Raw genomic sequence first — 24,542 nt, 5'->3', positions numbered from 1 at the left:
TGCGATACCTGTGTCGGCTGCGCTGCCGCGCTGTCTCAGGGCAGCAGTTGCGCGAAGCGCAGCAGGTCCGTCAGCTTCACCTTCTGCTCGGCGGCAGGCGCCGCGGTCGGAATGCGGGGTCGCCACTCCGGCGCATGCAGGAAGTTGCCTTCGGTGAGCCGTGCGAGCTGCACCAGCACGTCGGCGACGATGAAGCTGCCGGTGGTGCCGAGCCGGCCATCGTTGCGCGTCGCCGCCTCGGCCAGCACGTAGTACCACAGCGGCGTGGCCTGGTCGAAGCCGCCGGCGGTGAGCGCGGCGAGCTGTCCGGCGGCGCCGTCCGCATCGGCGGCAGTTGCCACGTCGCGCAGGTCCTGCGGCGTGAGCGGCACGATCACGCTGCCGCCCAGCCTGTCGCGTGCGGCATTCGCCACGGCCTGCCCGGTCGGCAGGCGCAGCAGGTAGCCGCGGATCAGGTTGCGCACCGCGAGGATGTTGACGTCGTTGCCGCCGATCACGCCCTGGTGCTGGGGCAGCGTCATGAGCCCGGCCGCCAGCAGCGTGTCGACACGGCGCGTGGGGTTGAGCGTCGACCCGTCCTGCGCCGCGACCCAGCGCGACCAGTCGATGATCCAGTTCTGCGGCAGGGTCTGAAAGCCGGCGTTCTGCCCGCTGAAGGCCGTGAAGGTGAACAGCAGGTCGAGCGTGGCGATCGGCGTGCCGTCGGCGCCCGAGAAAGACGAGTTGTAGTTGTAGGCGTTGCGCACCTGCGAATGGCCGAAGCGGAAGGCCGCCACCGCGAATTCGAGCGGCATGAAAGGGTCGGCCGCGGTGGGGCGGTAGAACACGCCCTGTGTTTGTTCGAGCACGGCGCTGACCACTTCCGGCACGCAGACGGTGGGCAGGTAGTCGTGCACGACGATCGATTGATGCAGGCGCTGCAGTTCCAGGTCGGCCTCGGCCGCCGTCAGGCCCAACTCGTGCACCAGGCGCCGGTGCGTGCGCAGGAAGGCGACGTGCAGTTGCGCGACGACCAGGTTTTCGTCGTTGCGCGGGTCGCCGATCTTCGCGCGGCGGTCCAGGTCTTCGTTGACGGACTTGGGCTCGCGCGGCAGGTCGTGCAGCGCTGCGAGTTCGGCCGGCTCCTGGAAGGGCAGCGTCGGACGCGGCGGCGCGCCGTCGGCCGTCACCGTACCGACGACCAGCGCGCCGCGGTCGTCGCGCGGCGCCGCGCTGGAGAGCACGCTGTCGAGGTTCAGGGTCGGCACGCGCTTGTTGACGAGCAGTGCCATCGACTCGTCGTCGAGCGGTCTAATGTCGCGCCCGGCCATTGCGACGTGGAAGGCCGCTTCCATGTTGGACGTGAGCGCGGGCAGGGTCTCGGTCTTGGTGATGTCGTGGTCGATGAACTGGCCGAGGTAGGTGTAGACGGCAGGTATCGGCGTGTTGCGGCTCGCGTTGCGGTCGCCGCCCTGCATCGACTGGGCCAGGTCGAACAGCCTGGCCGCCATGCCCGGGGTGTCGGGAAGACGGTCGTTCCACAACGCGGGAAACATCGGCCCGAAGCGGAAGACGTTGGGCCGCGCCGGCGTCTTCGCGGCTTCTTCACGCGAAAGGATGGTGGAGTAGCGGGGTACGCCGTCTTCCGTCGCCGTCAGCGCAGCGTCGAGTGGCACCTGCGTGACCTGTCCGTGGATGCTCGATTTCATGGAAAAACCTCTCCTGAAGCCCTGACGACCTTGCCAGTCGAGCGATTTTTCGTGCGGGGTCGCCGTGCGTCATCCTCCGCGGTGGTGATGAAGCGAGTTCGCGGCCGCGCAATGGGTCGAAGCGCCTACTCCAAATCTCGCGGTCGTGCAAGAGCACTCACGAAGGAGGCGCGACGGCTTTTTCGGGTCCACACTGGCGCACAGTGAGGAAGAAACGTTGATGAAAAAGATCCAGCTCAACGATGAACAGTGGCGCACGCTCGAAGCGCTGCGCGACGCGGCGTCCAAGCAGCGTCCACCCAACACGATCAAGGTTTCCAGCCGGCTGCGCTCCAACGGCCTGGTGGTGGAAGACCGCCACGGCAGCTGCATGCTGACCGACCAGGGAATCAGCCGGCTGAACCAGGGCCGCTGAAACCCGGGCGGCCGAGGCCCAGGCTGCAGTTTTCGCCGACGCTCAGCCAGCGATCGGGTCGAGCGCCCAGAGCGCGGCGCCCGGCAGTTGCGCGAACGCCTCGGTCAGGCGGATCACGCCGTCGCGCAGCACGACGGTCTCGCCCGTCAGCGCGTTCTCGAAGCGCGTGCCGTCGGGCATTCCATCCAGCCGGACGACCGTGTCGTCCCAGCACGCGCCGACAGGCGGCTCGCGTTGCGGTGCCAGGGTGCTGTACAGCCGCGCCGTGGCCAGCACCAGCAGCCGGCCTTCATGGCGCCGCGCGAAAGCCACCACGTGCGCAGCCTTCGGGCCCTGCGCTGCCAGCCCCTGGTAATCGCCTTCGCGGAAAAGCTCGGCCTGGGCGCGCCGCAGCGACAGCATGCGCCAGGTGAACCACAGCTTGGCGCGTCCGTCGCCCACCGTGCGCAGCAGCTCGGTCGCCTGCTGCGCGAGGTTTGGCGCGCGGGCCATCGCATCCAGTTCGTCGAGGCCGCGCGAGCGGGCGTCGTAGTCCACCGGGCGGCGGTTGTCCGGGTCGACCAGGCTCAGGTCCATCATCTCGTTGCCCTGGTACAGGTCGGGCACGCCGGGTGAGGCGAACTTCAGCAGCGTCAGCGACAGGCTGTTGAGCGCGCCGTACCAGGCCAGCGTGCGGCCCAGCGCCTGCAGGTCGTCCAGGAAGCGAGGGTCGGCATCGGGGCCCAGCAGGGCGCGCACGAAGCCTTCGAGCGCCTTTTCGTAGGCCTCGTCGGGGTAGGTCCAGCGCGTGTGGACCTTGGCCTCGCGCGCGGCCTTCTGCATGTAGGCCACGATGCGTTCGGTGAAGGGCGCGCGCGCTTCGGCGTCGAAGCGGCCTTCGGGGAGGGTGCCGAGCAAGGTCTGGTAGAGCAGATATTCGTCGCTGCTCGACGGCGCACCGGCCGGCGCGCCTTCGGCTTCGAGCCGCCGCCGCACGTTGCGCGTGAGGTTGCGCCAGCGGCGCAGCGCCAGGCGCCAGGTGGCCGGCATCTCCGACAGCACGTCGATGCGGCAGCGCACGTCTTCCGAGCGCTTGTTGTCGTGCGTGGAGCTGGCCAGCATGGTGTGCGGCCAATGCTTCGCGCGGTCGGCGCTGGCTTCGTGGAACTCGTCCAGCGTCATGCCGAAGCGGGCCGGCTCGCCGCCCACTTCGTTGAGCGCGGTGAGCGGAAAGTAGCGGTAGAACGCGGTGTCTTCCACCCCCTTGGCCGTCACCGGCGCACTGAACTGCTGGAAGCGTATCGCCAGCCGCAGCACGCGCGCCTGCAACGCCTCGTCGGCGCTGGGCACGGCGCGGCCCAGCAATGTCTGCTCCACGAAGTCGTAGATGGTGCGGTCGGCCTCCAGGCTGCCGCGGCGCGCCTCGCGCACGGCCCAGGCGATGAAGCGTTCGTCCTGCGCAGAAGGCGCTTCGAGGATGTAGGTGCGATACACCTGCAGGCAGGCCGCCACTTCGCCGAGCGCACGCTGCATGGCGTTGAAGGTGTAGTCGCGCGTGTGCCGGTCGGCCCGGGCGATGCGCAACAACTCGGTGGCCAGCACGGTCAGCTCCGAGGCCAGCGCGCTGCGCATGATGTCGCGCTTGCCTGCGCGTGCCAGTTCCTGGAAGCTGTCGCGCACGCCGGTGAAGTTGCGCCAGATCTTGCCGAACTTGTCGGCTGCCTCGGTATCGATCAGCACGCCGTTGGCGACGTTGGCGAAACGGTAGCCGGTGGTGCCGTGGATGTGCCAGTCGCTCGGCACTTCCTCGTCGTCGGCCTTGATCTTCTCGGCCACCACGTAGAGCGGGCGCATGGGTCGGCCGGCCTCGTCGCTGTCGGCCAGCACCAGGCCGGCGCGGCGCGCGTAGCCTTCCTGCAGCTGCCGGAAGTACTGCGCCGGGTCGTACAAGCCGTCCGGGTGGTCGATGCGCAGGCCGTCCACCACGCCGGCCGCGGCCAGGTCGAGCGCGAGCGACTGGGTGGCCTCGAACACGTCGTCGCGTTCCATGCGCAGCGCGGCCAGGGTGTTGATGTCGAAGAAGCGGCGGTAGTTGATGTCGTCCGCCGCCACGCGCCAGTAGGCCAGGCGCCAGGCCTGTTCCTCGATCAGCGCGTGCAGCTCGTCGCGCGCGCTCGGCATGTTGAGTTCGGCCACGCGGGCCGCGATGGCGCGTTCCACCGCGGGCTGGCGCGCCGCGAGGCCGGCCAGCTGCGTCTTCAGCAGCTCCTTGTCGCGGGCGCGCTCGGCGCGCGCGCCGTCGTCGCTGGCGTCGCGGCCTTGCAGCCTCGCGAAGCCCGAGGCGGCGCCGGCCAGCTCCAGCGCGAGCTGCGGATCGTCCAGCCGCAGGCTGGCGGAGGCAAGCACGCGCGGGTAGCTCTCGGGGGCCAGCGGGAATCGGTTCTCGAAGTAATACACGGCCAGGCTGCCGCCTTCGGGTTCGAAGCGCAGCACCAGCTCGCCGTGCTCCAGCACGTCGCCGTAGTGGTCGCCCAGCACGGGCACCAGCACCTTGCCGGCCAGCTCGGGGTTGAGCGGCTGCCAGTCGATGTCGAAATGTTGGGCGAACAGCGAGGCCGGACCGTTCTCGAGCACGTCCATCCACCAGGCGTTGTCGGCACCCATCACGCCCATGTGGTTGGGCACCAGGTCGAGCAGCTGGCTCATGCCGTTCGCGCGCAGGGCCGCGGCGAAGCGGTCGAAGCCTTCGCGCCCGCCGAGTTCGGGGTTGACCTCGTCGTGCGCCACCACGTCGTAGCCGTGCATGCTGCCGGCGCGCGCCCGCTGGATCGGCGAGCAATACACGTGGCTGATGCCCAGGCGGGCCAGATAGGGCAGCAGCCGGATGGCGTCGTCGAAGCGGAAGTCGTGGTGGAACTGCAGCCGGTAGGTGGCCCGCGGCACGCGCGTGCGCACCGGTGCGCCACCCTTGCGGCCGGCGCGTGCATGCGGGCGCAGGCGCGTGAGCGTGCGGCCGAGCGAGGCCATCGCGTCGCTGCGGGCCAGCGCCTGCAGGTCGGCGGGCAGCTTGCGGCGCCAGTTGGGCTGCTCGTGCGTGGTGCCGGGCATGTTGATCTGCTCCGCGGCGCCGAGCACGTCTTCGAGCTGGACCATCATCACGGCCGACGGCGCGGCGGCCAGGAAGGCATGGATCGCCTCGACGACGGCCGGCGTGAGCGTGGCGCCGGCGCCGCCCTGCGCGATCTCGTCGGTGCCGATCAGGCCCGCGCGCTGCAGCGTGAAGAGCAGCTGCAGCCGCTGGCGGGCGCGCTCGATGGTCTGCTGCTCGAGCTGCGCCGCGTCGGCGATGAGGCCGAGCGACAGGCGCAGGCGCAGGTCTTCGCCGCGCCACCAGCCGGCCAGCGTGGGCAGGTCGTGCGTGCCCACGGCGGCCAGTGCCTGCGCCGGGTAGGCCGCGGGTGCGCGGAAGGCGCCGTCGCCCTCGCGTTCGAAGAAGAGCAGGCGGTACGACAGCACGCCCGCGCGCGACAGCGCCTCGCGCATGGCAGGCGCGACGGTGCCCAGGTCTTCGCCGATCACCAGGCAGCGCAGGCGCTGGCTTTCGAGCGCGACGATGGCCAGCAGCTCATCGAGCGGGTAGTGCACGTAGCCGCCTTCGCGCGCCGTGCGGCCGGCGGGAATCCAGAACAGGCGCATCAGGCCCATGACGTGGTCGATGCGCAGCGCGCCGGCGTGCCGCATGTTGGCGCGCAGCGTGTCGATGAAGAAGCGGTAGCCGGCGGTGCGCAGCCGGTCGGGCCGCAGCGGCGGCAGGCCCCAGCCCTGGCCGCCGGGATTGAACTCGTCGGGCGGTGCGCCCACGCTGGCATCGGCCGCGAAGCCGGTGCCCTCGGTCCACACATCGGAGCCGCCGCGGTCGCTGGAGACCGCGAGATCCAGGTACAGGCCGATGCCCAGGCCCAGCGCCTTGCACTGCGCCGCGGCGCGCGCGAGCTGGGTGTGGGCCAGCCATTGCAGGTACTGGTGGTACTGCACGCGCGCGGCATGCGTGCGGGCGAACTCGGCGACTTCGGCACTCGCCGGGTCGCGGTAGGCCTCGGGCCACATCGGCCAGCCCCACACCTGCCCATCGGCGGCATGGAAATGCGCCTGCAGCGCCTCGAAGAGCGCATGGCCCCGCAGGGCCGCGCCGCCTTCGGCGACGAAGCGAAGGAACGCGCGGCCGGCATCGTCGCGCGCGGCCGTGCCGTCGGCATCGAGGTGCTGCGCGCGGAAGTGCGCGAACAGCAGCTCGAGCGCCTCGAACTTGGCCTGCGACACGCCGGCGTAGTCGACCAGCTCGGCCTCGCGCAACGCTGCCAGCCGGCCCTGGAAATCGGGCGAGCCCACGAGCCGCTGCGCGGGCTCGCAGCCGGCGAAGTCGGCCACCGCTTCCACGTCGATATAGAGCACGTTGAGCCAGCGGCGCGACGACGGGCTGTAGGGGCTCGCATGCGCCGGGTTGTGCGGAAACAGCGCGTGCAGCGGGTTGAGCCCGATCACCTCGGCCCCGTGCTGCGCCATCTGCGACACGAGCGTGACCAGGTCGCCGAAGTCGCCGATGCCCCAGTTGCGGCTGGATCGCAGCGCGTACAGCTGCACGGCCGTGCCCCAGACGCGGCCGCCGTGGTCGAGCGCGGCCGGGCTCCAGCAGCGCTCGGGTGCGCTGACGACCAGCGTTTCGCCGGCCAGGCCGTCGATGCGCAGCCGGTGGTAGCCCATAGGCAGGGCGATGCCCAGGCGCAGGGGCCGGTCGCTCCAGCGCTCGCCGGCGATGTCGGCGCTACCGGTTTCGTGCAGCGCATAGGCATCGAGCTCGCCCTGCTGGTGCACGGTGCCGGCCTCGTCGATCAACTGCCAGCGCAGCTGCTGCATCGACGAGGGCATGCGCAGCGGCACGGTCCAGTGCGCGTCGAGCGCACGGATCGCGAGCACCGGCGGCAGGGCCGGCGGTGCCGTGGATGCACCGCCCGGCTGGCCCAATCCGAATTCGGCCAGCAGCGCCAGCAGGGTCTCGCGCGGCACCGGCTGGTGCTGGCCCCAGATGTCGTGGTAGTCGAGTGCGATGCCGTAATCGGCGCAGAGGCGGGCGATGGTTTCCGCGTCGTGGTGGGACAAGGTCTCGGACAAGCACTTACTCCTGGAGCGTCACGAACACGCCGGCGCGCGCCAGGCGCAGCGTGTCTGCGGCCTCGTCGTGCTCGACTGCGTCGGCATGCAGTACCCGGCCCGAGGGCGCGGGGATGCCCTCGGCCGGCGCGTCGCCGAAATTGGCCACGAGGTGCAGTCGGGGTCCGCTTTGGCCTTTGGTGGTGTCGGCCAAGGTCCAGTCCACGCGCAGCAGGCCGCCTTCCGCGTGGAAGCTGCCGACGCCGCACTGGCGCTCCAGCAGCGGCACCAGCCAGCGTTGGCGCTGCGCCAGCATCTTGCCGACCTGCGCGCGCCAGGCTTCGCGCGACGGGTCGTCGGACTCTTCCCAGCGCAGCTTGGAAGCCTCGAAGGTGGACGCGGCGTTCGGATCGGGAATGCGCGACCGTGCAGCCTCGTCGCCGAAGAGCGCGAAGCGGCCGAACTCGGCCCTGCGGCCATCGGAGACCGCGCCCGCCAGCTCGGGGCCGAAGTCGCAGAAATACAGGAACGGCGTGGAGGCCTCGAACTCGTCGCCCATGAAGAACATGGGCACGTGCGGCGAGAAGAGTATGCAGGCCCAGGCCGCGCGCACCAGCGCGGTGTCGCCGATCGCGTGGATGCGCTCGCCGAAGGCGCGGTTGCCGATCTGATCGTGGGTCTGCAGGTACGAGACGAAGGAGTGCAGCGGCAGGTGGCTGCTGTCCTCGCCGCGCGGCTCGCCATTGCGGAAGGCCGAAGGCTGGCCCTGGTAGATGAAGCCGCGGGCGAGGGCGCGGCCGAACTGCGCGAGCGGGTCGTCGGCGTAGTCGACGTAGTAGCCGTCGGTTTCGCCGGTGGTCAACACGTGCGCGGCATGGTGCAGGTCGTCGTTCCACTGCGCCTTGGGGGGGTGCTTGATCTCGTCCGTGTAGCTCGGCTCGAGAAAGAAGGCCTGGTTCGCATCGTTCTCCACCACCACGTGAATCTCTCGATCGTCGCCCGGTACGTCCCCGACCACGTCGGAGATTTCGTTGACGATGTGCCGACGCTCGCCCTCGTCCGACACCGAGGTGTCGCAAATGGCGTGGATCGCATCCATGCGCAGCCCGTCGAACTGGTATTCCTGAAGCCAGAAGATGGCGTTGTGAAGGAAGAAGTCGCGCACACCACGCGAGCGCTCGGCGTCGAAGTTGATGGCGGAGCCCCACGGGGTCTGGTGTTCGGGGTTGAAGAACTCGGGGCAGTAGGCATGCAGGTAGTTGCCTTCCGGGCCGAAGTGGTTGTAGACCACGTCGAGCATCACCATCATGTTCAGTCCGTGCGCCGCATCGACGAATGCCTTCAGCTCGTCAGGCGTGCCGTAGCTCGCGGCGGGCGCGTAGTGCAGCACGCCGTCGTAGCCCCAGCTGCGCTTGCCCGGAAAGGCGGCGATCGGCATCAGCTCGATGGCCGTGATGCCCAGTTGTGCCAGCGCGGGCAGCCGCTTCGCCGCCGCCGCGAAGGTGCCTTCCGGCGTGAAGCAACCCACGTGCAGTTCGTAGATGACGGCTTCCTGCCACGGGCGCCCCTTCCACTCGTGCTGCCATTCGTAGGCGTTCGGGTCGACGACGACGCTCGGCCCGTGCACGCCTTCCGGGTTGCTGCGCGAGGCGGGGTCGGGCACCAGCAATCCGTCGGGCATGCGAAAGCGGTAGGTGTCACCGGCCCTTGCATAGAGCAGCGTGAACCGGTGCCAGCCGTTTTCATCGCGCGTCATGAAGTACTCCTGCTCCAATTCGCCGTGGACGAGCACCACGAGAGGCACACTCGGCGCCCACAGCGAGAAGGTCACGCCCATCCCTTCGAGGACGCGGGCGCCGAAAAACATTTCATGGCAGAACTTCATGCGGCCATCTCCGTCGTGGCTGGCGTCGAGGCCGTGTTGGTGTTGGTAGTGGTGGTGGCCGACGTCGCGCCGGCCGATGAGCTTGTGTGCGCCGTTCGGCTCATGAGCACGAAGGAACGGCTTTGCAGGCGATAGCCGGGTTCTTTCCAGGGCGTCAGCGACAGGGCACGGGTCTCGCTCTCTTCGGGCGGAAGCGTGCCGGTGGCGGTGTCGATCAGCAGGTGCCAGGGGCCCGACGCCGCGGGCAGCGTGAACACCAGGTCGTCGTGGTGGGCGCTGAAGAGCAACAGGAAATCGTCGTCGCGCACCACTTCGCCGCGCGGGCCGCTGTCGGTGATGCCCATGCCCGAAACCAGCATGGCCAGCGCGCGGGCTTCGCCGTTGTTCCAGTCGTCGGGCGACATCTCCTGGCCGTCGGGCCGCAGCCAGCAGACGTCCTTGATGTCGCTGCCTTCGGGTGGCCGGCCCACGAAGAAGCCGCGGCGGCGGAAGGACGGATGCGCGCGGCGCAGCGCGATCACGCGCTGCACGAAGGTCGTGAGCGCCGTGCGCTCGGGGTCGTCGTTCCAGTCGAGCCAGGCGCGCTCGTTGTCCTGGCAGTAGACGTTGTTGTTGCCGCTCTGCGTGTGGCCGCGCTCGTCGCCGGCCAGCAGCATCGGCACGCCTTGCGACAGCAGCAGCGTGGCCATGAGGTTGCGCATCTGGCGTGCGCGCAGCGCGAGGATGGCCGGGTCGTCGGTCGGGCCTTCGACGCCGCAGTTCCACGACAGGTTGTGGTTGTTGCCGTCGCGGTTGTCCTCGCCGTTGGCCTCGTTGTGCTTCTCGTTGTACGACACCAGGTCGTTGAGCGTGAAGCCATCGTGCGCGGTGACGAAGTTGATGCTGGAGTTGGGATGCCGGCCCGACCAGCCGTAGAGGTCTTGCGAGCCGGTGAGGCGCTGCGCGAACTCGCCGAGCGAACCGCCGTCGCCCTTCCAGTAGGCGCGGGCGCCGTCGCGATAGCGGTCGTTCCATTCGGCGAAGCCGTACGGAAAGTTGCCTACGCGGTAGCCACCGTGGCCCAGGTCCCAGGGCTCGGCGATCAGCTTCACCTGATTGAGCACCGGGTCCTGGCGGATGGCGTCGAAGAAGCCGCCGAGGTTTTCGACCTTGCCCGACTCGCGCGCCAGCGCCGCGGCCAGGTCGAAGCGGAAGCCGTCGACGTGCATCTCTTCGACCCAGTAGCGAAGCGAGTCCATCACGAGCTGCAGGGCGCGCGGATGCTCCAGGTTGACGGTGTTGCCGCAGCCCGTGAAGTCGTCGTAGAAACGGCGCTGGTCGGCGGTGGTGATGTAGTAGCTCGCGTTGTCGACGCCGCGCATCGACAGCGTGGGGCCCATCTGGTTGCCCTCGCAGCTGTGGTTGTAGACCACGTCGAGGATCACTTCGATCCCCGCGCTGTGCAGCGTCTTCACCATCGTCTTGAATTCCTTCACCTTCTGCGATGCGCTGTAGCGCATCTCGGGGGCGAAGTAGCACAAGGTGTTGTAGCCCCAGTAGTTCTGCAGGCCCTGCTCGGCCAGGTTGCGGTCGTTGATGAAGGCGTGCACCGGCAGCAGCTCGACCGTGGTCACGCCGAGACGGCGCAGGTAGTCCACCACCGGCGCGGTGCCGAGTGCCGCGTAGGTGCCGCGCAGCTGCGGCGGCACGTCGGGATGCGTCATGGTGAAGCCGCGCACGTGCATCTCGTAGATGACCATGTCCTGCCACGAGATCTGCGGCCGGCGGTCGTCGCCCCAGGTGAAGGCGGGCTCGAGCACGCGGCCCTTGGGCATGAGCGGCGCGCTGTCGCGCCGGTCGAAGGACAGGTCGTCGCGCTTGCTGCCCACGGTGTAGCCGTAGAGCGCATCCCCCCAGCGCAACTGGCCGACCAGGTCCTTGGCGTAGGGGTCGATCAGCAGCTTGTTGGGGTTGAAGCGGTGCCCTTCTTCGGGCTTGTAGGGGCCGTGCACGCGGTAGCCGTAGGCCAGGCCGGGGCGTGCCTCGGGCAGATAGCAGTGCCACACGTCGTCGGTGCGCTCGCGCAGCGTGATGCGGTGCCGCTCGTGGCGGCCCTTTTCATCGAAGATGCAGAGCTCGACCTTGGTGGCGTGCTGCGAGAACAGGGCGAAATTGACGCCTTCTCCGTCCCAATGGGCGCCTCGGGGATAGGGGCGGCCCGGCCAGACCGCGTTGATCATGTCATTGGTCTTCATCGACGAAACTTGCGCTCCTCCATGCGTTCGATTGGATCCTTGCGTTCGCGGGGCCACCACGACTCGATGCGCTCGGCCGCCCAGTCCTTGCCGCCCAGGCCGAAGGCCAGGGCGAGCGCGAACACGACGCCGGCGAGTATCACCAGAAAACTTTCGCGCACGATGTCGCCGCCGACCTTCATCTGGTCGAGCGCGATCAGCACCACGAAGATGAGGATCGCGTACTGCGCGAGCTTGCCGAGGAAGATGGCGTCCTGCAGCTTGGCGCTGCGGCCGTAGTTGGTGACGGTATCGCCGACGAAGCGCGCGAAGTAGGCGCCGAAGGCGAGGATCAGCAGCGCGACGAAGACGTTGGGCACGAACCAGACCACGCGCGTGAGCAGGTCGGTGATGTAGGTGAGCCCGAGGCCGTTGAAGGCGATCAGCAGCGTCGCGAGGATGACGAGCCAGAACACCAGCAGCCCGAACACGTTGGTGGTGTCGCCGACGGTGCCGCCCTGGCGCAGGAAGTTGTCGAGCCCTGCGCGTTCGGTGAGCACCGGAAAGTTGATGGCGCGCAGCGCCTTGACGACGGCGAAGCGCGCGAGCTTGGCGAACAGCCAGCCGACCCCCACCACGACCACCGCGATCAGGAGCCGCGGCAGGAAGGCGCCGATCTGGAACAGGATGGCCCGCAGGGGCTCCAGGTGGATTCCGAAGTTTTCCATGTGTGTATCTCCAATGGCCCGCCGTGGGGACGGCGAGCGAACTTCAGGACGAGGCGGGCCGGCCCGCCAGTGCGATCAATCCCTGCAGCGGGACCTGGACCCAGTCGGTGCGATTGTTGAGTTCGTACCGCAGCTCATAGAGTGCCTTTTCGAGCTCGAAGAGTTCCAACAAAGGCAGATCGATCGGCGCGATGGCCTCGTGGCCACCCATGGTGGCCGCATAGGCGTCGAGAAAAGCCTCGCGCGTGACGGCCTCCCAGTCTCGCACCGGTCCGTCGAGGCGCTGCAGTTCGTCGGCGTTCTGCGCCACCCGCTTCAGCGCGGCCCAGCGCGCGTAGTTGAACGAGCGCAGCATGCCGGCCACGTCGCGCAGCGGCGAGCTCTTGGCACGGCGCTCGTCGAAGCTGCGGGTGGGCTCGCCCTCGAAGTCGATGATGACGAAGTCGTTGTCGCTCACGAGCACCTGGCCGAGGTGGTAGTCGCCGTGGAAGCGCGTCTTGACGCCGCGCGTGCCGCCGGCGGCACCCGCCGTGGCCGGCCGTGCGCGTGCGAGCAGTGCTTCCTGGCGCGACAGCAGCGCCTGGGCGTCTTCCTGCGCCAGCGCCGGCAGCTTGGCAATGCGTTCGCGCAGCTGCGCCAGCGTGGACTGGGCATCGGCCAGCGCGTGTTCGTGCATGGCCTGCACGTCCTCGGCCCGCAGCGGCTCGGGGTCGAAGGCGGCATCGCCTCTGCCGCTGGCCAGCGCCAGGTGCAGCTCGGCGGTGCGCCGCCCCAGCATGGCCATCAGGGCGGTGAAGCCGCCATGGGCATCGGCCGGCGTGGCGTTGGCCAGCGTTTCGCTGCCGGTCAGCAGCTCGTTGAGGAAGCGCTCCAGGTAGCTCAGCGTGTAGTCCCAGCCGTCGCCCTGGTTGGCGACGTAGCGCTGCACCATGGCCAGCGTCATCGTCCGGCCGTCGTCGCCGACGTATTCGAGCGCGCCCAGCACCGGCACGCAGTGCGGGAAGCGCGCCACGCTGGTGAGGAAGCGGCCCAGTTCGACCTCGGGGTTCACGCCCTCGCGCAGGCGGCGGTAGGCCTTGAGGAAGAGCGTTTCGTCGAAAGTGACGACCGTGTTGCTGCTCTGCGCGCCGGGCCGGTGCACCGGCAGCGTCTCGAGGTCGGCCGTGACGGTGCGGAAGGCGTCGGTCGGCACGAAGCGCAGGCGGCCCTTCGCGGCCTTGATCTCTCGGCCGTCGCGCACGGCCTGCACCATCGCGCGGCAGAAGGCCTCGTCGTAGAAGGCATCGGCCATCACGCCGACGTTGGCCTGCTGCCGCACCTTGGCGACGCCGGCCTGCATCAGGCGGTTGAGGCGCTCTTCTTCATGGTCTTCCCACGCCAGGGCGAGCGGCACGAAGTAGGTGGAGTCCTCGGCCGGGCCGTCGAGCGCGACCAGCGGCAGCATCCAGCTGAAGCCGTTGCTGTCCCACACCGCGTGGTCGCGCATTCGGGCGCGCGTGACCGGCGAACCCTTGGTCGCGTACCAGCGCTGGATCTCGATGAAGCGCGGCAGCGTGTCGGTTTCGAACTGCGTGCCCATGCGCTCGGCCATGCCGATGCGCCAGGGCATGACGCGGTCGCGGAAGAAGCTGGTCCAGCCGTCGAAGAGCACCAGGGTCGGCCGGTCTTGCAGGCCCACGCTTTCCTGGTGCCAGGCGGGCATCTCGGCGTCTTGCGCCAGGCGGAACCAGTAGAAGCCGTAAGAAGGCAGGGTCAGCAGGTAGGGCAGCTCGCCGATCGGCGGGAAGGACGTGCGCCCGAGCATCTCGACCGGGATCTTGGTCTTGTGCTCGGACAGGTCGAGCTCCACAGGCTGCGCCGCGCGCGAGAGGTTGAAGACGGTAAGGATCGTGTCGTTCTCGTACTCGCTCAGGTACGCCAGGATCTTGCGGTTGCCCGGGCGCAGGAAGATGCGCTTGCCGCGGCCGAAGGCGTGGCTGGTCTTGCGCACGGCGAGCATGCGGCGCGTCCAGTTCAGCAGCGAGCTGGCATCGCGCGCCTGGGATTCGACGTTGAGCGCCTCGAAGCCGTACATCGCGTCCATGATCGGCTGCAGGTACAGGCGCTGCGGGTCGGCGCGCGAGAAGCCGGCGTTGCGGTCCGGGCTCCACTGCATGGGGGTGCGCACGCCGTTGCGGTCGCCGACGAAGAAGTTGTCGCCCATGCCGATCTCGTCGCCGTAGTAGATGATGGGCGAGCCGGGCATGGACAGCAGCATCGCGTTCATGAGCTTCACGCGGTCCATGTCGTTTTCCATCAGCGGCGCGAGCCGTCGCCGGATGCCCACGTTGATGCGTGCGCGCTTGTCGGCCGCATACATGTTGTACATGTAGTCGCGTTCCTTGCTGGTCACCATTTCGAGCGTGAGCTCGTCGTGGTTGCGCAGGAAGATGGCCCACTGGCAGGTGTCGGGGATCTCGGGCGTCTGCTGGATGATCTCGACGATGGGGTGCCGGTCTTCCTGCGCGATGGCCATGTACATGCGCGGCATCAGCGGGAAGTGATAAGCCATGTGGCATTCGTCGCCGTCGCCGAAGTACTCTCGCACGTCCTCGGGCCACATGTTGGCCTCGGCCAGCAAGAAGCGGTTCTTGTACTGCGCGTCGATGGCGGCGCGCAGCTTCTTGATGACTGCGTGCGTCTCGGGCAGGTTCTCGTTGCTGGTGCCGTCGCGCTCGATCAGGTAAGGAATGGCATCGAGCCGGAAGCCGTCGACACCCATGTCGAGCCAGAAGCGCATGGTCTTGAATACCGCCTCCAGCACCGCCGGGTTGTCGAAGTTCAGGTCGGGCTGGTGGCTGAAGAAGCGGTGCCAGAAGTAGGCCTTGGCGACCGGGTCCCAGGTCCAGTTGGAGGTCTCCGTGTCGGTGAAGATGATGCGCGTGCCCTGGTAGATCTGGTCGGTGTCGCTCCAGACGTAGAAATCGCGCTCGGGCGAGCCGGGCGGGGCGCGGCGCGCGGCCTGGAACCAGGGGTGGTCGCTCGAGGTGTGGTTGATGACCAGCTCGGTGATGACGCGCAGGCCGCGCTTGTGCGCCTCGTCCAGCATCTCGCGGAAGTCGGCGAGCGTGCCGTAGTCCGGATGCACGTCCTCGTACCCGGCGATGTCGTAGCCGTCGTCGCGCAGCGGCGAGGGATAGAACGGCATCAGCCAGATGGTGTTGACGCCCAGCTCCTTGACGTAGTCGAGTCTCGCGGTCACGCCCTTGAAGTCGCCGTAGCCGTCGTTGTTGGAATCGAAGAAGGCCTTGACGTTGAGCTGGTAGATGACGGCGTCGCGATACCACTGCGGATCGTCGCTGCTGTCGATTTCGACGTTTTCGAGAACCAGATGAGAAACGGGTGCGTTCATGGAGCCATTCTCACAGGAAATAATCGAAGTCCCGTTCGTCGCGGGAGCGGCGACGCACCAGGAACACGTGGGCAGGCACGCTGTGCGGATCGAGCTGCACGAACTGCCGGCCACCCTGCCACAGGTAGCGCTGGTTGCTCAGCAGGTCGTGCACCTGGAAGGAATGCGCAGCATCGCAGCCCAGGTGCTCCAGGTCCAGGTCGACCCAGCCCGACTGCACGTTGTGCGGATCGAGGTTCACCACGCACAGCACGACGTTGTCGCCCTCGGGCGAGCGCTTCGCATACGCGATGAGCTGGTCGTTGTCGACCGGGAAGAAGCGCAGGTCGCGGTCCCATTGCAGGGCCGGGTTGTCGCGGCGGATGCGGTTCACGCGGGCGATGAAGGGAGCCAGGCTCTTCGGGTCGTCATGGTTCCAGCGGCGCAGCTGGTACTTCTCGGAGTCGAGGTATTCCTCGCTGCCCTGGCCGCGCGGCAGATGCTCGCCCAGTTCGTAGGCCGGGCCGTAGATGCCGTAGCTCGCGGCCAGCGTGCCGGCGAGCACCAGGCGCGCCATGAACACCGAGGTCTCGCCGCCCTGCAGCCGCGCATGCAGGATGTCGGGCGTGTTGGGCCAGACGTTGGGGCGGAAGTACTCGCTGCCCAGGCCCTCCGAGAGCTCGGTGAAGTACTCGGTCAGTTCCTGCTTGGTGTTGCGCCAGGTGAAGTAGGTGTACGACTGCGAGTAGCCCAGCTTGGCCAGCCGGTGCATCACCTTAGGGCGGGTGAAGGCCTCGGCCAGGAACAGCACGTCGGGATGCGCGCGCTTGAGTTCGGTGATGGCCCACTCCCAGAAAGGGAAGCCCTTGGTGTGCGGGTTGTCGACGCGGAAGATCTTCACGCCCTCGCCGATCCAGTGCTCGAAGATGCTCTTCAGCTCGGTCCACAGGGCCTGCCAGTCCTCGGTTTCGAAGTTGAAGGGGTAGATGTCCTGGTATTTCTTGGGCGGGTTCTCCGCGTACTGCACGGTGCCGTCGGGGCGCCAGCGGAACCAGGCCGGATGTTCCTTGACGTACGGATGGTCGGGCGCGCACTGGAAGGCGATGTCGAGCGCCAGTTCGATGCCCTGGCTTTCCGCCGCCTCGCGCAGGCGACGGAAGTCCTCTGCGGTGCCCAGTTCGGGCAGGATGGACTTGTGGCCGCCCTCGTCCGCGCCGATGGCCCAGGGGCTGCCGACGTCGTCTGCCGTGGGCGTGAGCGTGTTGTTCTTTCCCTTGCGCTGAATGCGGCCGATCGGATGGATGGGCGGGAAGTACAGCACGTCGAAGCCCATGGCGGCGATGGCCGGCAGGCGCGTCTCGACGTCCTTGAACGTCCCGTGCCGGTCGCCTTCGGGCGCGGTGGAGCGTGGGAAGAGTTCGTACCAGGTGCTGAAGCGGGCACGCTCGCGGTCGGCGATCAATGGAAGCTCGACCGTGTGATGCGTGGCGAGGCTTCGGTCGGGGTAGCGCTCGGCCAGGGCCGAAAGCGCCTCGTCGAGCGCGAAGGCCTTGAGCGCGCTCGCGTCCATGTGGCCTTCGGTGGCGGCGGCCTGCAGCTCGCGGCTCCAGCGCTCGAGCGATTCGCGCTCGCTGCCCTGCGCGCGCCCGGCCGCGGCAGCGATCTCCTGCGCGCCGACTTGCGAGGCGATGCGGATGTCCTCGGGCTCGACGCGGCGCGTCATGTCGTGGTGCCAGGAGGCGAAGCTGTCGACCCAGGCGGTGACGGTGTAGCGGTAGCGGCCAATGGTCGGCGGCGCGAAGTCGGCTTCCCAGATGTCGTTGTGCAGCAGCTTCATCGGCAGCTCGGTGAAGGCGGTGTCGGCCTCCGCGCGCCAGCGCAGCACGACGCGCAGCACGTCGTGGCCGTCCGCGAAGCAGTGGGCCTGCACGTGCACGGTTTCGCCGGCCACGCGCTTGATGGGGAAGCGGCCGTTGTCGACGTTGGGCAGCACGGCATCGATGACCGCGCGCACGCGGCCGTCTTCGCCGTCGGCGCGCCGGATCGTCGGCGTGGCCGGTGCGGCGGACGCTGTCGCAGTGGTGGCGGTGGCTGTGGCTGTGGCTGCGGCAGCGGCGGCCGGCGCAGCCGCCTTGACGGCCTTCGGCGCCTTGGCCGGCTTGTCGGAAGCGGCCGTGGCGACCTTCGCGGCCTTGGTGGCCTTCGGCGCAGCGGTCTTCACGGCCTTGGCAGCCTTGGCAGGCTTCGCTGTGTCCGCTGCCTGTGCAGCGACTGCTGCCGCAGCCTGCGCGACGGGCGCCAGCGATTCGGATGCGATGGGTGGCGTATTTTTCTTAGGCATTGGGTTGGTGCTCCAGCATCAGGGTGGAGAGCGGAGGAAGCGTGAGGCACAGCGACTGCATGCGGCCGTGCGCGCGCACCGGCGCGGCTTCGACCGTGCCGAAGTTGCCCCAGCCCGCGCCGCCGAATTCGCTGGCGTCGCTGTTGATCAGCTCGCGCCAATTGCCACCGGCCGGCACGCCCAGCAGGTAGTTGTTGCGCGGCACCGGTGTCAGGTTGCACACCACCAGCACCGGCGGCCCGGCGCCCTTGCGCGGCTTGCGCAGGAACGCGAACACGCTGCGCTCGGCATCGTCGGCCGCGACCCATTCGAAGCCCTCGCCCGAAAAGTCGAGCTGGTGCAGGGCCGGCGTGGATTGGTAGACGCGGTTGAGCTGGGCCATGTAGCGCTGAAGGCCCGCATGATCCTGCAGCGCGGCCACCCACCATTCGAGTTCGCCGTCGTGCGTCCATTCGCGCCGCTGGCCGAATTCGCCGCCCATGAACACCAGCTTCTTGCCGGGATGGCCCCACATGTAGCCGAACAGGGCCCGCAGGTTGGCGAACTGCTGCCAGTTGTCGCCCGGCATCTTGTTGATCATCGAGCCCTTGCCGTACACCACCTCGTCGTGCGAGAGCGGCAGCACGAAGTTCTCGCTGAAGGCGTAGACCAGCGAGAAGGTCAGCTGGTGATGGTGGTACTGGCGGTGCACCGGATCCTGTTGCATGAAGGCCAGGGTGTCGTGCATCCAGCCCATGTTCCACTTCATGCCGAAGCCCAGCCCGTCCATGTCGGTGGGGCGCGAGACGCGCGGCCAGGCCGTCGATTCTTCGGCGACCGTGACCGTATCGGGGTGCTCGCGGTAGACGGCGCGGTTGAGGTTCTGCAGGAATTCGATGGCTTCGAGGTTCTCGCGGCCGCCGTTCTTGTTGGGAATCCACTCGCCGTGCTTGCGGCCGTAGTCGAGGTAGAGCATCGATGCGACCGCGTCGACGCGCAGTCCGTCGAGGTGGTACTTCTCGAGCCAGAACAGGGCCGACGAAATCAGGAAGCTGCGCACCTCGTGACGGCCGTAGTTGAAGATGCTCGACTTCCAGTCGGGGTGGAAGCCCTGGCGCGGGTCTTCGTGCTCGTAGAGGTGCGTGCCGTCGAAGTAGCCCAGGCCGTGCTCGTCGGTCGGAAAGTGCGAAGGCACCCAGTCCAGCAGCACGCCGATGCCGCGCTGGTGCAGGTGGTCCACGAAGAACATGAAGTCCTGCGGCGTGCCGTAGCGCGCCGTGGGCGCGAAGTAGCCGGTGGTCTGGTAGCCCCACGATCCGTAGAACGGGTGCTCGGTGATCGGCATCAGCTCCACGTGGGTGAAGCCCATCTCGACCACGTAGTCGGCCAGCAGGGGCGCGAGCTCGCGGTAGTTCAGGAACTGGCCGTCGCGCCGCTTCCATGAGCCGGCGTGCATCTCGTAGACGGACATCGGCGCGTCGAGCGCGTTGCGCGGGCCGCGGCTGGACATCCAGTCCGCGTCCTGCCACTCGTAGTCGAGCGGCCACACGCGCGAGGCGGTGTCGGGGGGCATCTCGCAGTAGAAGGCGAAGGGGTCGGCCTTGTCGACCTGGTAGCCGCCGTGGCGCGAGCGTATGCGGTACTTGTACGACTGGCCCGGCGCGGCGTCGTCGACGGTGCCGGTCCAGATGCCGCTGTCCTCGTGCGCCTGCAGCGGGTGCGCTTCGCCGTTCCAGCCGTTCCAGTCACCCACCACCGAGACCGACTCCGCGTTCGGCGCCCACACCGCGAAGTGCGCGCCACCCCCGGGGCGGGGATGGCAGCCGAGCTGGTCGTACAGACGCGCGTGCGTGCCTTCGCTGAAGAAGTAGCGGTCCTGGGCATTGAAGGAGGGGGTGGTCTGGTGCACGGGGGACTTCCTTAGCGTTCTTGGCGCTCGGACCGTGGCGGCGCGCGCAGGTGCGCGGCAGCAGGCCGTAGCGAACAGACGTTTTTATAAGCCCAGAAGCCCGGTGCAAGCGCCGTGCCCGCGCTTGCGCCTGTCGGACAGCGGCCCGACCTGCCGCGACGGCTGCGATCGGGCGGGAGGATGTCCGCGAATCACATGATTCACACGCTCGACACGATCACCATCGCCCGAAATTACGCCGTCACATTTGCCGGTAGGCCGCGGCCAGCGCCGGCACGAAGTCCTCGAAGCGAGTGGAGGTCGTGTTGCCTGCGTTGCGGCGCCCTTGCGATCCGATGCGGCCGTCGTTGAAGGCGCGCGTCATCTCCAGGTAGAGCGACACGAAGCTGGGCGACAGGCCGGCACCGATCATCGCCTCTGCGAACCGGGCCTCGTCGAGCTGAACGTAGGGCAGAGCGGGCAGGCCGATCGCGCGGCCGAGCTGGCGGGCGATGTCGGCATGGGTGAGGTCGCGCTCGCCCAGCAGCTCGCGCACCGCCACGCCACGCCAGTCGCGCGCGAGCAGCGCACGCGCTGCCGCCTCGGCGATGTCGTCGGCCGCGACCATCGGCGTGGCCAGATCGGGCGCGACGGTGTCGGCGAGCATTCCCGCTTCCTTGACCATGCCGAGCGCGTCGTAGAAGTTCTCGAAGAAGGAGACCGGGCGCAGCAGCAGCAGGTCGATGCCGTCGATCGCCTCGAGCCGCTTCTCCTGCGCATGCAGGCCGACGATCACGCCAGTGCCTGATGGCAGGTCGGCCCCGAGGCTGCTGAGCGCGACCACGCGCCTCAGGCCGCTTCGGCGCACGGCGTTCGCGATGGCTTCGCCTTCTTCGTGCTGGCGGGCGGCGTAGTCGGGTGCCTGGCGGTCCGTGGCGAGCAGGGTGTAGGCGCCATCGGCGCCGCTGAATGCCTCGGCCAGGAAGGCGGGGTTCCGGCTGTCGCCGGGGCAGGGCTCGGCACCGGCCTTCGCCAGCGCGGCCAGCTTGTCGGGATTGCGGCCGATGGCGCGAACGCGGGCGCCGGCCGCGAGCAGGCGGTGGGCGAGCTTGCCGCCGGTGTGGCCGGTGGCGCCCATGACGGTGAACAGGGGCGTGGACGCCGAGGAGGTGGTGGTTGCGGTCATGTCGATGGCTCGATGAGCGGGTTGAACATGGCGTCCACTATCGGCGGGCCGAGCGGGTGCATCAATGTCCTGGCATCGCGTTTCGATGCTCGTTCGTCCACGCGTGCTGGACGATGGATGCGCGCTCTTTCATACTCGCCGAATGCAAATCGAAGACGCATTCGCTCCCGTGGATCCGCTGGGCGAGGCCCTGCATCACCTGAGGATGAACGGGGTCTTCTATTGCCGCTCCGAGTTCAGCGCGCCGTGGGGTGTGGCCATGCCGCCGATCGAGGGCTGCCTGATGTTCCACGTCGTGACCAGCGGACCCTGCTGGCTCGAGATCGAAGGCGTGGAGCCGCAGCAGCTGTCGCCGGGCGACTTCGCCTTGGTGCCGCACGGCGCTGGCCACCGGCTGGTGTGCGAGCCGGGCGCCGAGGCCGCCGCGCTCTTCGATCTGCCGCGCGAGTTGCAGAGCGAGCGCTACGAGGTGCTGCGCCATGGTGGCGGCGGCACGGCCACCGCGCTGGTGTGCGGCGCGGTGCGCTTCGACCATCCGGCCGCGCAACGGCTGATGCACTTGCTGCCGCCGGTGATCCGCATGGATGCGGCCGATTCGCCGCAGGCCGAATGGCAGGCCAGCACGCTGCGCTTCATGGCCGCCGAGGCACGCGCCATGCAGCCGGGCGGCGAGACGGTCATCACCCGCCTGGCGGACGTGCTGGTGATCCAGGCCATCCGCGCATGGATGGCCCGAGACCCGGCCGCGCGCAAGGGCTGGCTCGGTGCGCTCCAAGACCGCCAGATCGGCCGCGCGATCACGTCGATCCACCGCGAACCGGAGCGCCCCTGGACCGTGGCCTCACTGGCCGCCGAGGTCGCGATGTCGCGCTCGGCCTTCGCGGCCCGATTCACCACGCTGGTCGGCGAGCCGGCGATGCAGTACGTGGCACGCTGGCGCATGCAGGTCGCGTTGACCTTGATGCAGGAGAAGGGCGCGCGGCCCGCAGAACTGGCGAGCCGGCTGGGCTACCAGTCGGAGGCGGCGTTCAGCCGGTCGTTCAAGCGGTACATGGGCGTGCCGCCGGGGGCAGCGCGGCGGGCGCGGGGTATCAGCGCGGTGGCCTGATCACGTCTTCCAGAAGCGCCGCGCCTTCGCCACCTCGCTCAGCGCTTCGCGGCATTCGCGCGCGCTTTGCGGCTGGCGTGCGGTGAGCCAGCCGACGGCGAACCAGGCGCGGCCGTCGTGGTCGGCGGCGTTGCGGTAGGTGTCGATGGCGACGGCGTCGTCGTTGTGGGTGCCCAGGGCGTCCTGCGCGGGCTTGAGCGCCTTCAGGTAACGGTCGGCGTCCTCTTGCCCGAACATGGACGCGACGAATTCGCCCAGGTAGCGCAGGCGCTTGAGGCGCTTGCGCACACGGTGCTGGGCGTCCGGGGCCAGGCTTTCGAACTTCTTGCCGTCGCGCGCGACCTGGCGGTGCAGCTTTTTCAGGCGCGCGCGCAGCGGCTCGCGTGCCGGGTCGGCTGCCTCCACCGGGGCAGCGGCTTCGTCGGATGGCGGAGGCTCGGGCAGGGATGCGGCGACGAGGCCGATCAGCGTGAGCTGGAAGGATGGCTGTCGCACGACGTCGGCGGGCACGGGCACCGGCGTTTCGCGCGGCGGCCATTGCACCTGAGGACCGCCGGCGGCTTCGATGTGCGGCTGCACGTTGGCCTGCAGCTGCTCGAGGTCGCGCTGCTGGCCGAGCGCGCGGAAGGCATCGACCAGCGCCGGCTCCCAGGCCGGGTCGATGCCCGGCGCGAAATCGGCCATCTCGCGCAACGCCGTGCGCAGGCGGCGGATGCCGATGCGAAGCTGGTGCACGTGTTCGGGGTCGGGGCTGCCGGCAGCCACTTCGGCGGCGTTGGGCAGGATCTGCGCGAGGCAGGCCTCGAGCACCGCGCGGAAGACCTGCGGGCCGGTCGCCTTCTTGCCGAGCGCGGGCGCCACGGCCTTCACGGCTTCGGCATGCACGATGCCCTTGGCGAGCCGTTCGCCGCGCTGGGCCTTGGAGACGGTGTCGAGCCACAGCGGATAGCGCATGCGCCACCGGCGCGCGAGTTCGAGCACCGACTGCGGGCTGCCGCTCTTGAGCTCGATCTCGAGTTCGCAGATCGGGTGGGCGCGCTCGGCGGCGCGCACCTCGCCGCGGTCGAAGGCCAGCTCGACGCGGGCGTCGCCGGTGCGCATCTCGCGGGTCGTGCGCCGGATGTCGGTGCCGTACAGCGGTACGAGCGCAATGTCGGCAGGTGTGTGGCCGGATGACTGGATGGCCCGCGCGATCAGCTCGCCGACCGGCGTGCCGGCATGCCGATCGAGCTGCGGCAGCGGCGTTTCGCTGGCGCGTTCGGTCGTGATCTCGACGTTGTGCTCATGGCGCTCGAGGGCATTGCCGCCCGGCGCTTTCGCCGTCTGCACCCAGCGCCGACCTTCCTTGCGGATGCGCAGCACGATGCGTTGCGCGGCGAGCGTCCCGTCGGCGGTGTCGTAGTAGCGGGCTTGCAGTCGCTCGCTGCGCGAACTGCCGCGAGCGACAGCGCCTTCCACGGCGGCCCGGCTCTGCGGGTCGACTTGGAACTTGATCTCGAACTCGGTCACCGCATCGGCGACGCGCGCCGGCTTCAAGCGCCTTCCGGCAGTTCGCTGACCTGCAGCGAAAGGTCGTACAGCTTGGACTTGCCCGCGTAGTAGCGGTCGAGCCGCCACTCCTTGAGGATGTCCATTGCGATGTCGAAGCTCTTGTAGTCCAGGTCGTAGAGCTTCACGAGTTCGAAGCTGCGTTCCGATTCCAGGGCGAGGACCAGGCGAGCGAGGATCTGTGCCGATTCGTTGGCCGGGTCCGTCTCGATGAATCGGCGGGCGGTCTTGATGGCGTTCATGGGGCTGGGTTCCTCCTAATAGACCTGGAACTATAGCCAGCCCGTCTTGCTTGTTTTATGACAATGCCATGACAGTGTAGGTCTTAGGTTTGAACTTGACGGCCTACCTTGGGCGCCTCTGTAGTCAGATCGTTATTGGATCGGCCTTTGCATCGGCGGCATCACGGGCATCGGTGCCGTGATCGGTGCAGGCGCATAGGCCGGCGCTGGCGCGTACGAGGGCGCGGGCGCATAGGTCGACGAGGGTGCCGACATCGGGATGGGCGCGATGGCCGGCGCCGGTACGGGTGGGAGCGGCGTGACGGTCTCGCGGATCACGCCGCCGCCGAGCACGCTGCCGTTGAGCGAGGTCATGCCGGTGCCGCGCACGCGCGCTTCGCAGTCCGCACGGTCGCTCGGCGGTTGCAGGCCGCAACGGGCCAGCGCGTTCTGTTCGTAGTTCGTGGGTGGCGCGCTGGTCAAGCCACCACGCTGTGCTTCGAAGCGTGCCGCGCCCGCTTCGCGCAGGCACGCGGCGCGGTCTTGCTGGATGCCGTCGCAGACGGCGCGTTCGCGCATGAAGGTGCGGTCGCTGCCGGCCTGGGCGGCGCTCAGCGCGGGGATCGCGAGGCCGGCTGCGGCGACCGCGATGGCGAGGCTGGAACGGATGACTTGTTTCATGAAGGCACTCCTAGTCGGCGGCAGCGCAACAGCGCAGCCTGTCAAAGGAGTGTCGACCGCCTGGAGCGTCCGGCAGTGTGGGACAGGAAAGCCGCCCGCCCCGGCGCCGTGGCGCAGCTTCGCGTCGGACAGTTCCGGCAAGCGCGCCGGAACCGAACCGTCAC

14 protein-coding genes are annotated in these 24,542 nt (G+C 68.7%); 2 read left to right on the top strand and 12 right to left on the bottom strand.

Annotation, left to right across the window (positions count from 1 at the left end; translation table 11 throughout):
- Positions 1–35 precede the first annotated feature (35 nt).
- Positions 36–1,688: a peroxidase family protein gene (locus B0W80_RS06855; RefSeq protein WP_076998366.1), complete on the bottom strand. Its 1,653-nt coding sequence runs from the start codon at positions 1,686–1,688 to the stop codon at positions 36–38.
- A 220-nt stretch (positions 1,689–1,908) separates the two neighbouring features.
- Between B0W80_RS06855 and B0W80_RS06850 the strand changes: the two genes are divergently transcribed.
- The gene (locus B0W80_RS06850) at positions 1,909–2,103 is read left to right on the top strand and encodes a hypothetical protein (protein ID WP_076998365.1); all 195 of its coding nucleotides are present in this window, start codon (positions 1,909–1,911) and stop codon (positions 2,101–2,103) included.
- Between the two features lie 42 nt (positions 2,104–2,145).
- Here the strand turns inward: B0W80_RS06850 and B0W80_RS06845 are convergent, their stop codons facing one another.
- From B0W80_RS06845 to B0W80_RS06810, 8 genes are all read right to left on the bottom strand, one after another.
- A complete protein-coding gene (locus tag B0W80_RS06845; RefSeq protein ID WP_076998364.1) occupies positions 2,146–7,251 on the bottom strand; it encodes a malto-oligosyltrehalose synthase in 5,106 nt (1,701 codons plus the stop codon).
- Between the two features lie 4 nt (positions 7,252–7,255).
- Complete coding sequence (gene treZ, locus B0W80_RS06840) at positions 7,256–9,115, bottom strand: malto-oligosyltrehalose trehalohydrolase (protein WP_076998363.1); 1,860 nt, start codon at positions 9,113–9,115, stop codon at positions 7,256–7,258.
- Positions 9,112–11,349: a glycogen debranching protein GlgX gene (gene glgX / locus B0W80_RS06835; RefSeq protein WP_083745228.1), complete on the bottom strand. Its 2,238-nt coding sequence runs from the start codon at positions 11,347–11,349 to the stop codon at positions 9,112–9,114. Before glgX ends, treZ begins: the two co-directional genes overlap by 4 nt.
- Positions 11,346–12,056, bottom strand: coding sequence for a hypothetical protein (locus B0W80_RS06830; RefSeq protein ID WP_076998362.1), 711 nt, complete (start codon positions 12,054–12,056; stop codon positions 11,346–11,348). The genes glgX and B0W80_RS06830 overlap by 4 nt, the downstream gene beginning before the upstream one ends.
- Before the next feature lie 43 nt (positions 12,057–12,099).
- Complete coding sequence (treS, locus tag B0W80_RS06825) at positions 12,100–15,447, bottom strand: maltose alpha-D-glucosyltransferase (RefSeq protein WP_076998361.1); 3,348 nt, start codon at positions 15,445–15,447, stop codon at positions 12,100–12,102.
- 10 nt (positions 15,448–15,457) lie between these two features.
- Positions 15,458–17,767, bottom strand: coding sequence for an alpha-1,4-glucan--maltose-1-phosphate maltosyltransferase (locus B0W80_RS06820; protein WP_083745227.1), 2,310 nt, complete (start codon positions 17,765–17,767; stop codon positions 15,458–15,460).
- A complete protein-coding gene (gene glgB / locus B0W80_RS06815; protein WP_076998360.1) occupies positions 17,760–19,655 on the bottom strand; it encodes a 1,4-alpha-glucan branching protein GlgB in 1,896 nt (631 codons plus the stop codon). Before glgB ends, B0W80_RS06820 begins: the two co-directional genes overlap by 8 nt.
- A 241-nt stretch (positions 19,656–19,896) precedes the next feature.
- Positions 19,897–20,820 (bottom strand): NAD(P)H-binding protein, encoded by a 924-nt coding sequence (locus tag B0W80_RS06810; RefSeq protein ID WP_218668875.1) that lies wholly within the window; start codon positions 20,818–20,820, stop codon positions 19,897–19,899.
- A 142-nt stretch (positions 20,821–20,962) separates the two neighbouring features.
- Here B0W80_RS06810 and B0W80_RS06805 point away from each other — a divergent pair, with 142 nt between their 5' ends.
- Complete coding sequence (locus B0W80_RS06805) at positions 20,963–21,928, top strand: AraC family transcriptional regulator (protein WP_076998359.1); 966 nt, start codon at positions 20,963–20,965, stop codon at positions 21,926–21,928.
- Here B0W80_RS06805 and B0W80_RS06800 read toward each other — a convergent pair whose 3' ends face one another.
- The 3 genes from B0W80_RS06800 to B0W80_RS36400 all read right to left on the bottom strand — a co-directional run bounded on the left by B0W80_RS06800 (position 21,929) and on the right by B0W80_RS36400 (position 24,378).
- Positions 21,929–23,464, bottom strand: a complete 1,536-nt coding sequence (locus tag B0W80_RS06800; RefSeq protein ID WP_256856509.1) for a CYTH and CHAD domain-containing protein — start codon at positions 23,462–23,464, stop codon at positions 21,929–21,931. It lies immediately after the preceding gene.
- Entirely contained in the window at positions 23,461–23,718 is a 258-nt protein-coding gene (locus B0W80_RS06795; RefSeq protein WP_076998358.1) for a hypothetical protein, read from the bottom strand. The genes B0W80_RS06800 and B0W80_RS06795 overlap by 4 nt, the downstream gene beginning before the upstream one ends.
- Positions 23,719–23,850: 132 nt before the next feature.
- On the bottom strand, positions 23,851–24,378 hold the full coding sequence (locus tag B0W80_RS36400; RefSeq protein WP_076998357.1) for a hypothetical protein: 528 nt from the start codon (positions 24,376–24,378) through the stop codon (positions 23,851–23,853).
- Positions 24,379–24,542: the final 164 nt, after the last annotated feature.

The organism is Variovorax sp. KK3 (assembly GCF_001984055.1).
GTDB lineage: Bacteria > Pseudomonadota > Gammaproteobacteria > Burkholderiales > Burkholderiaceae_C > Variovorax.
This window is presented reverse-complemented; position numbering and strand designations above follow the sequence as displayed.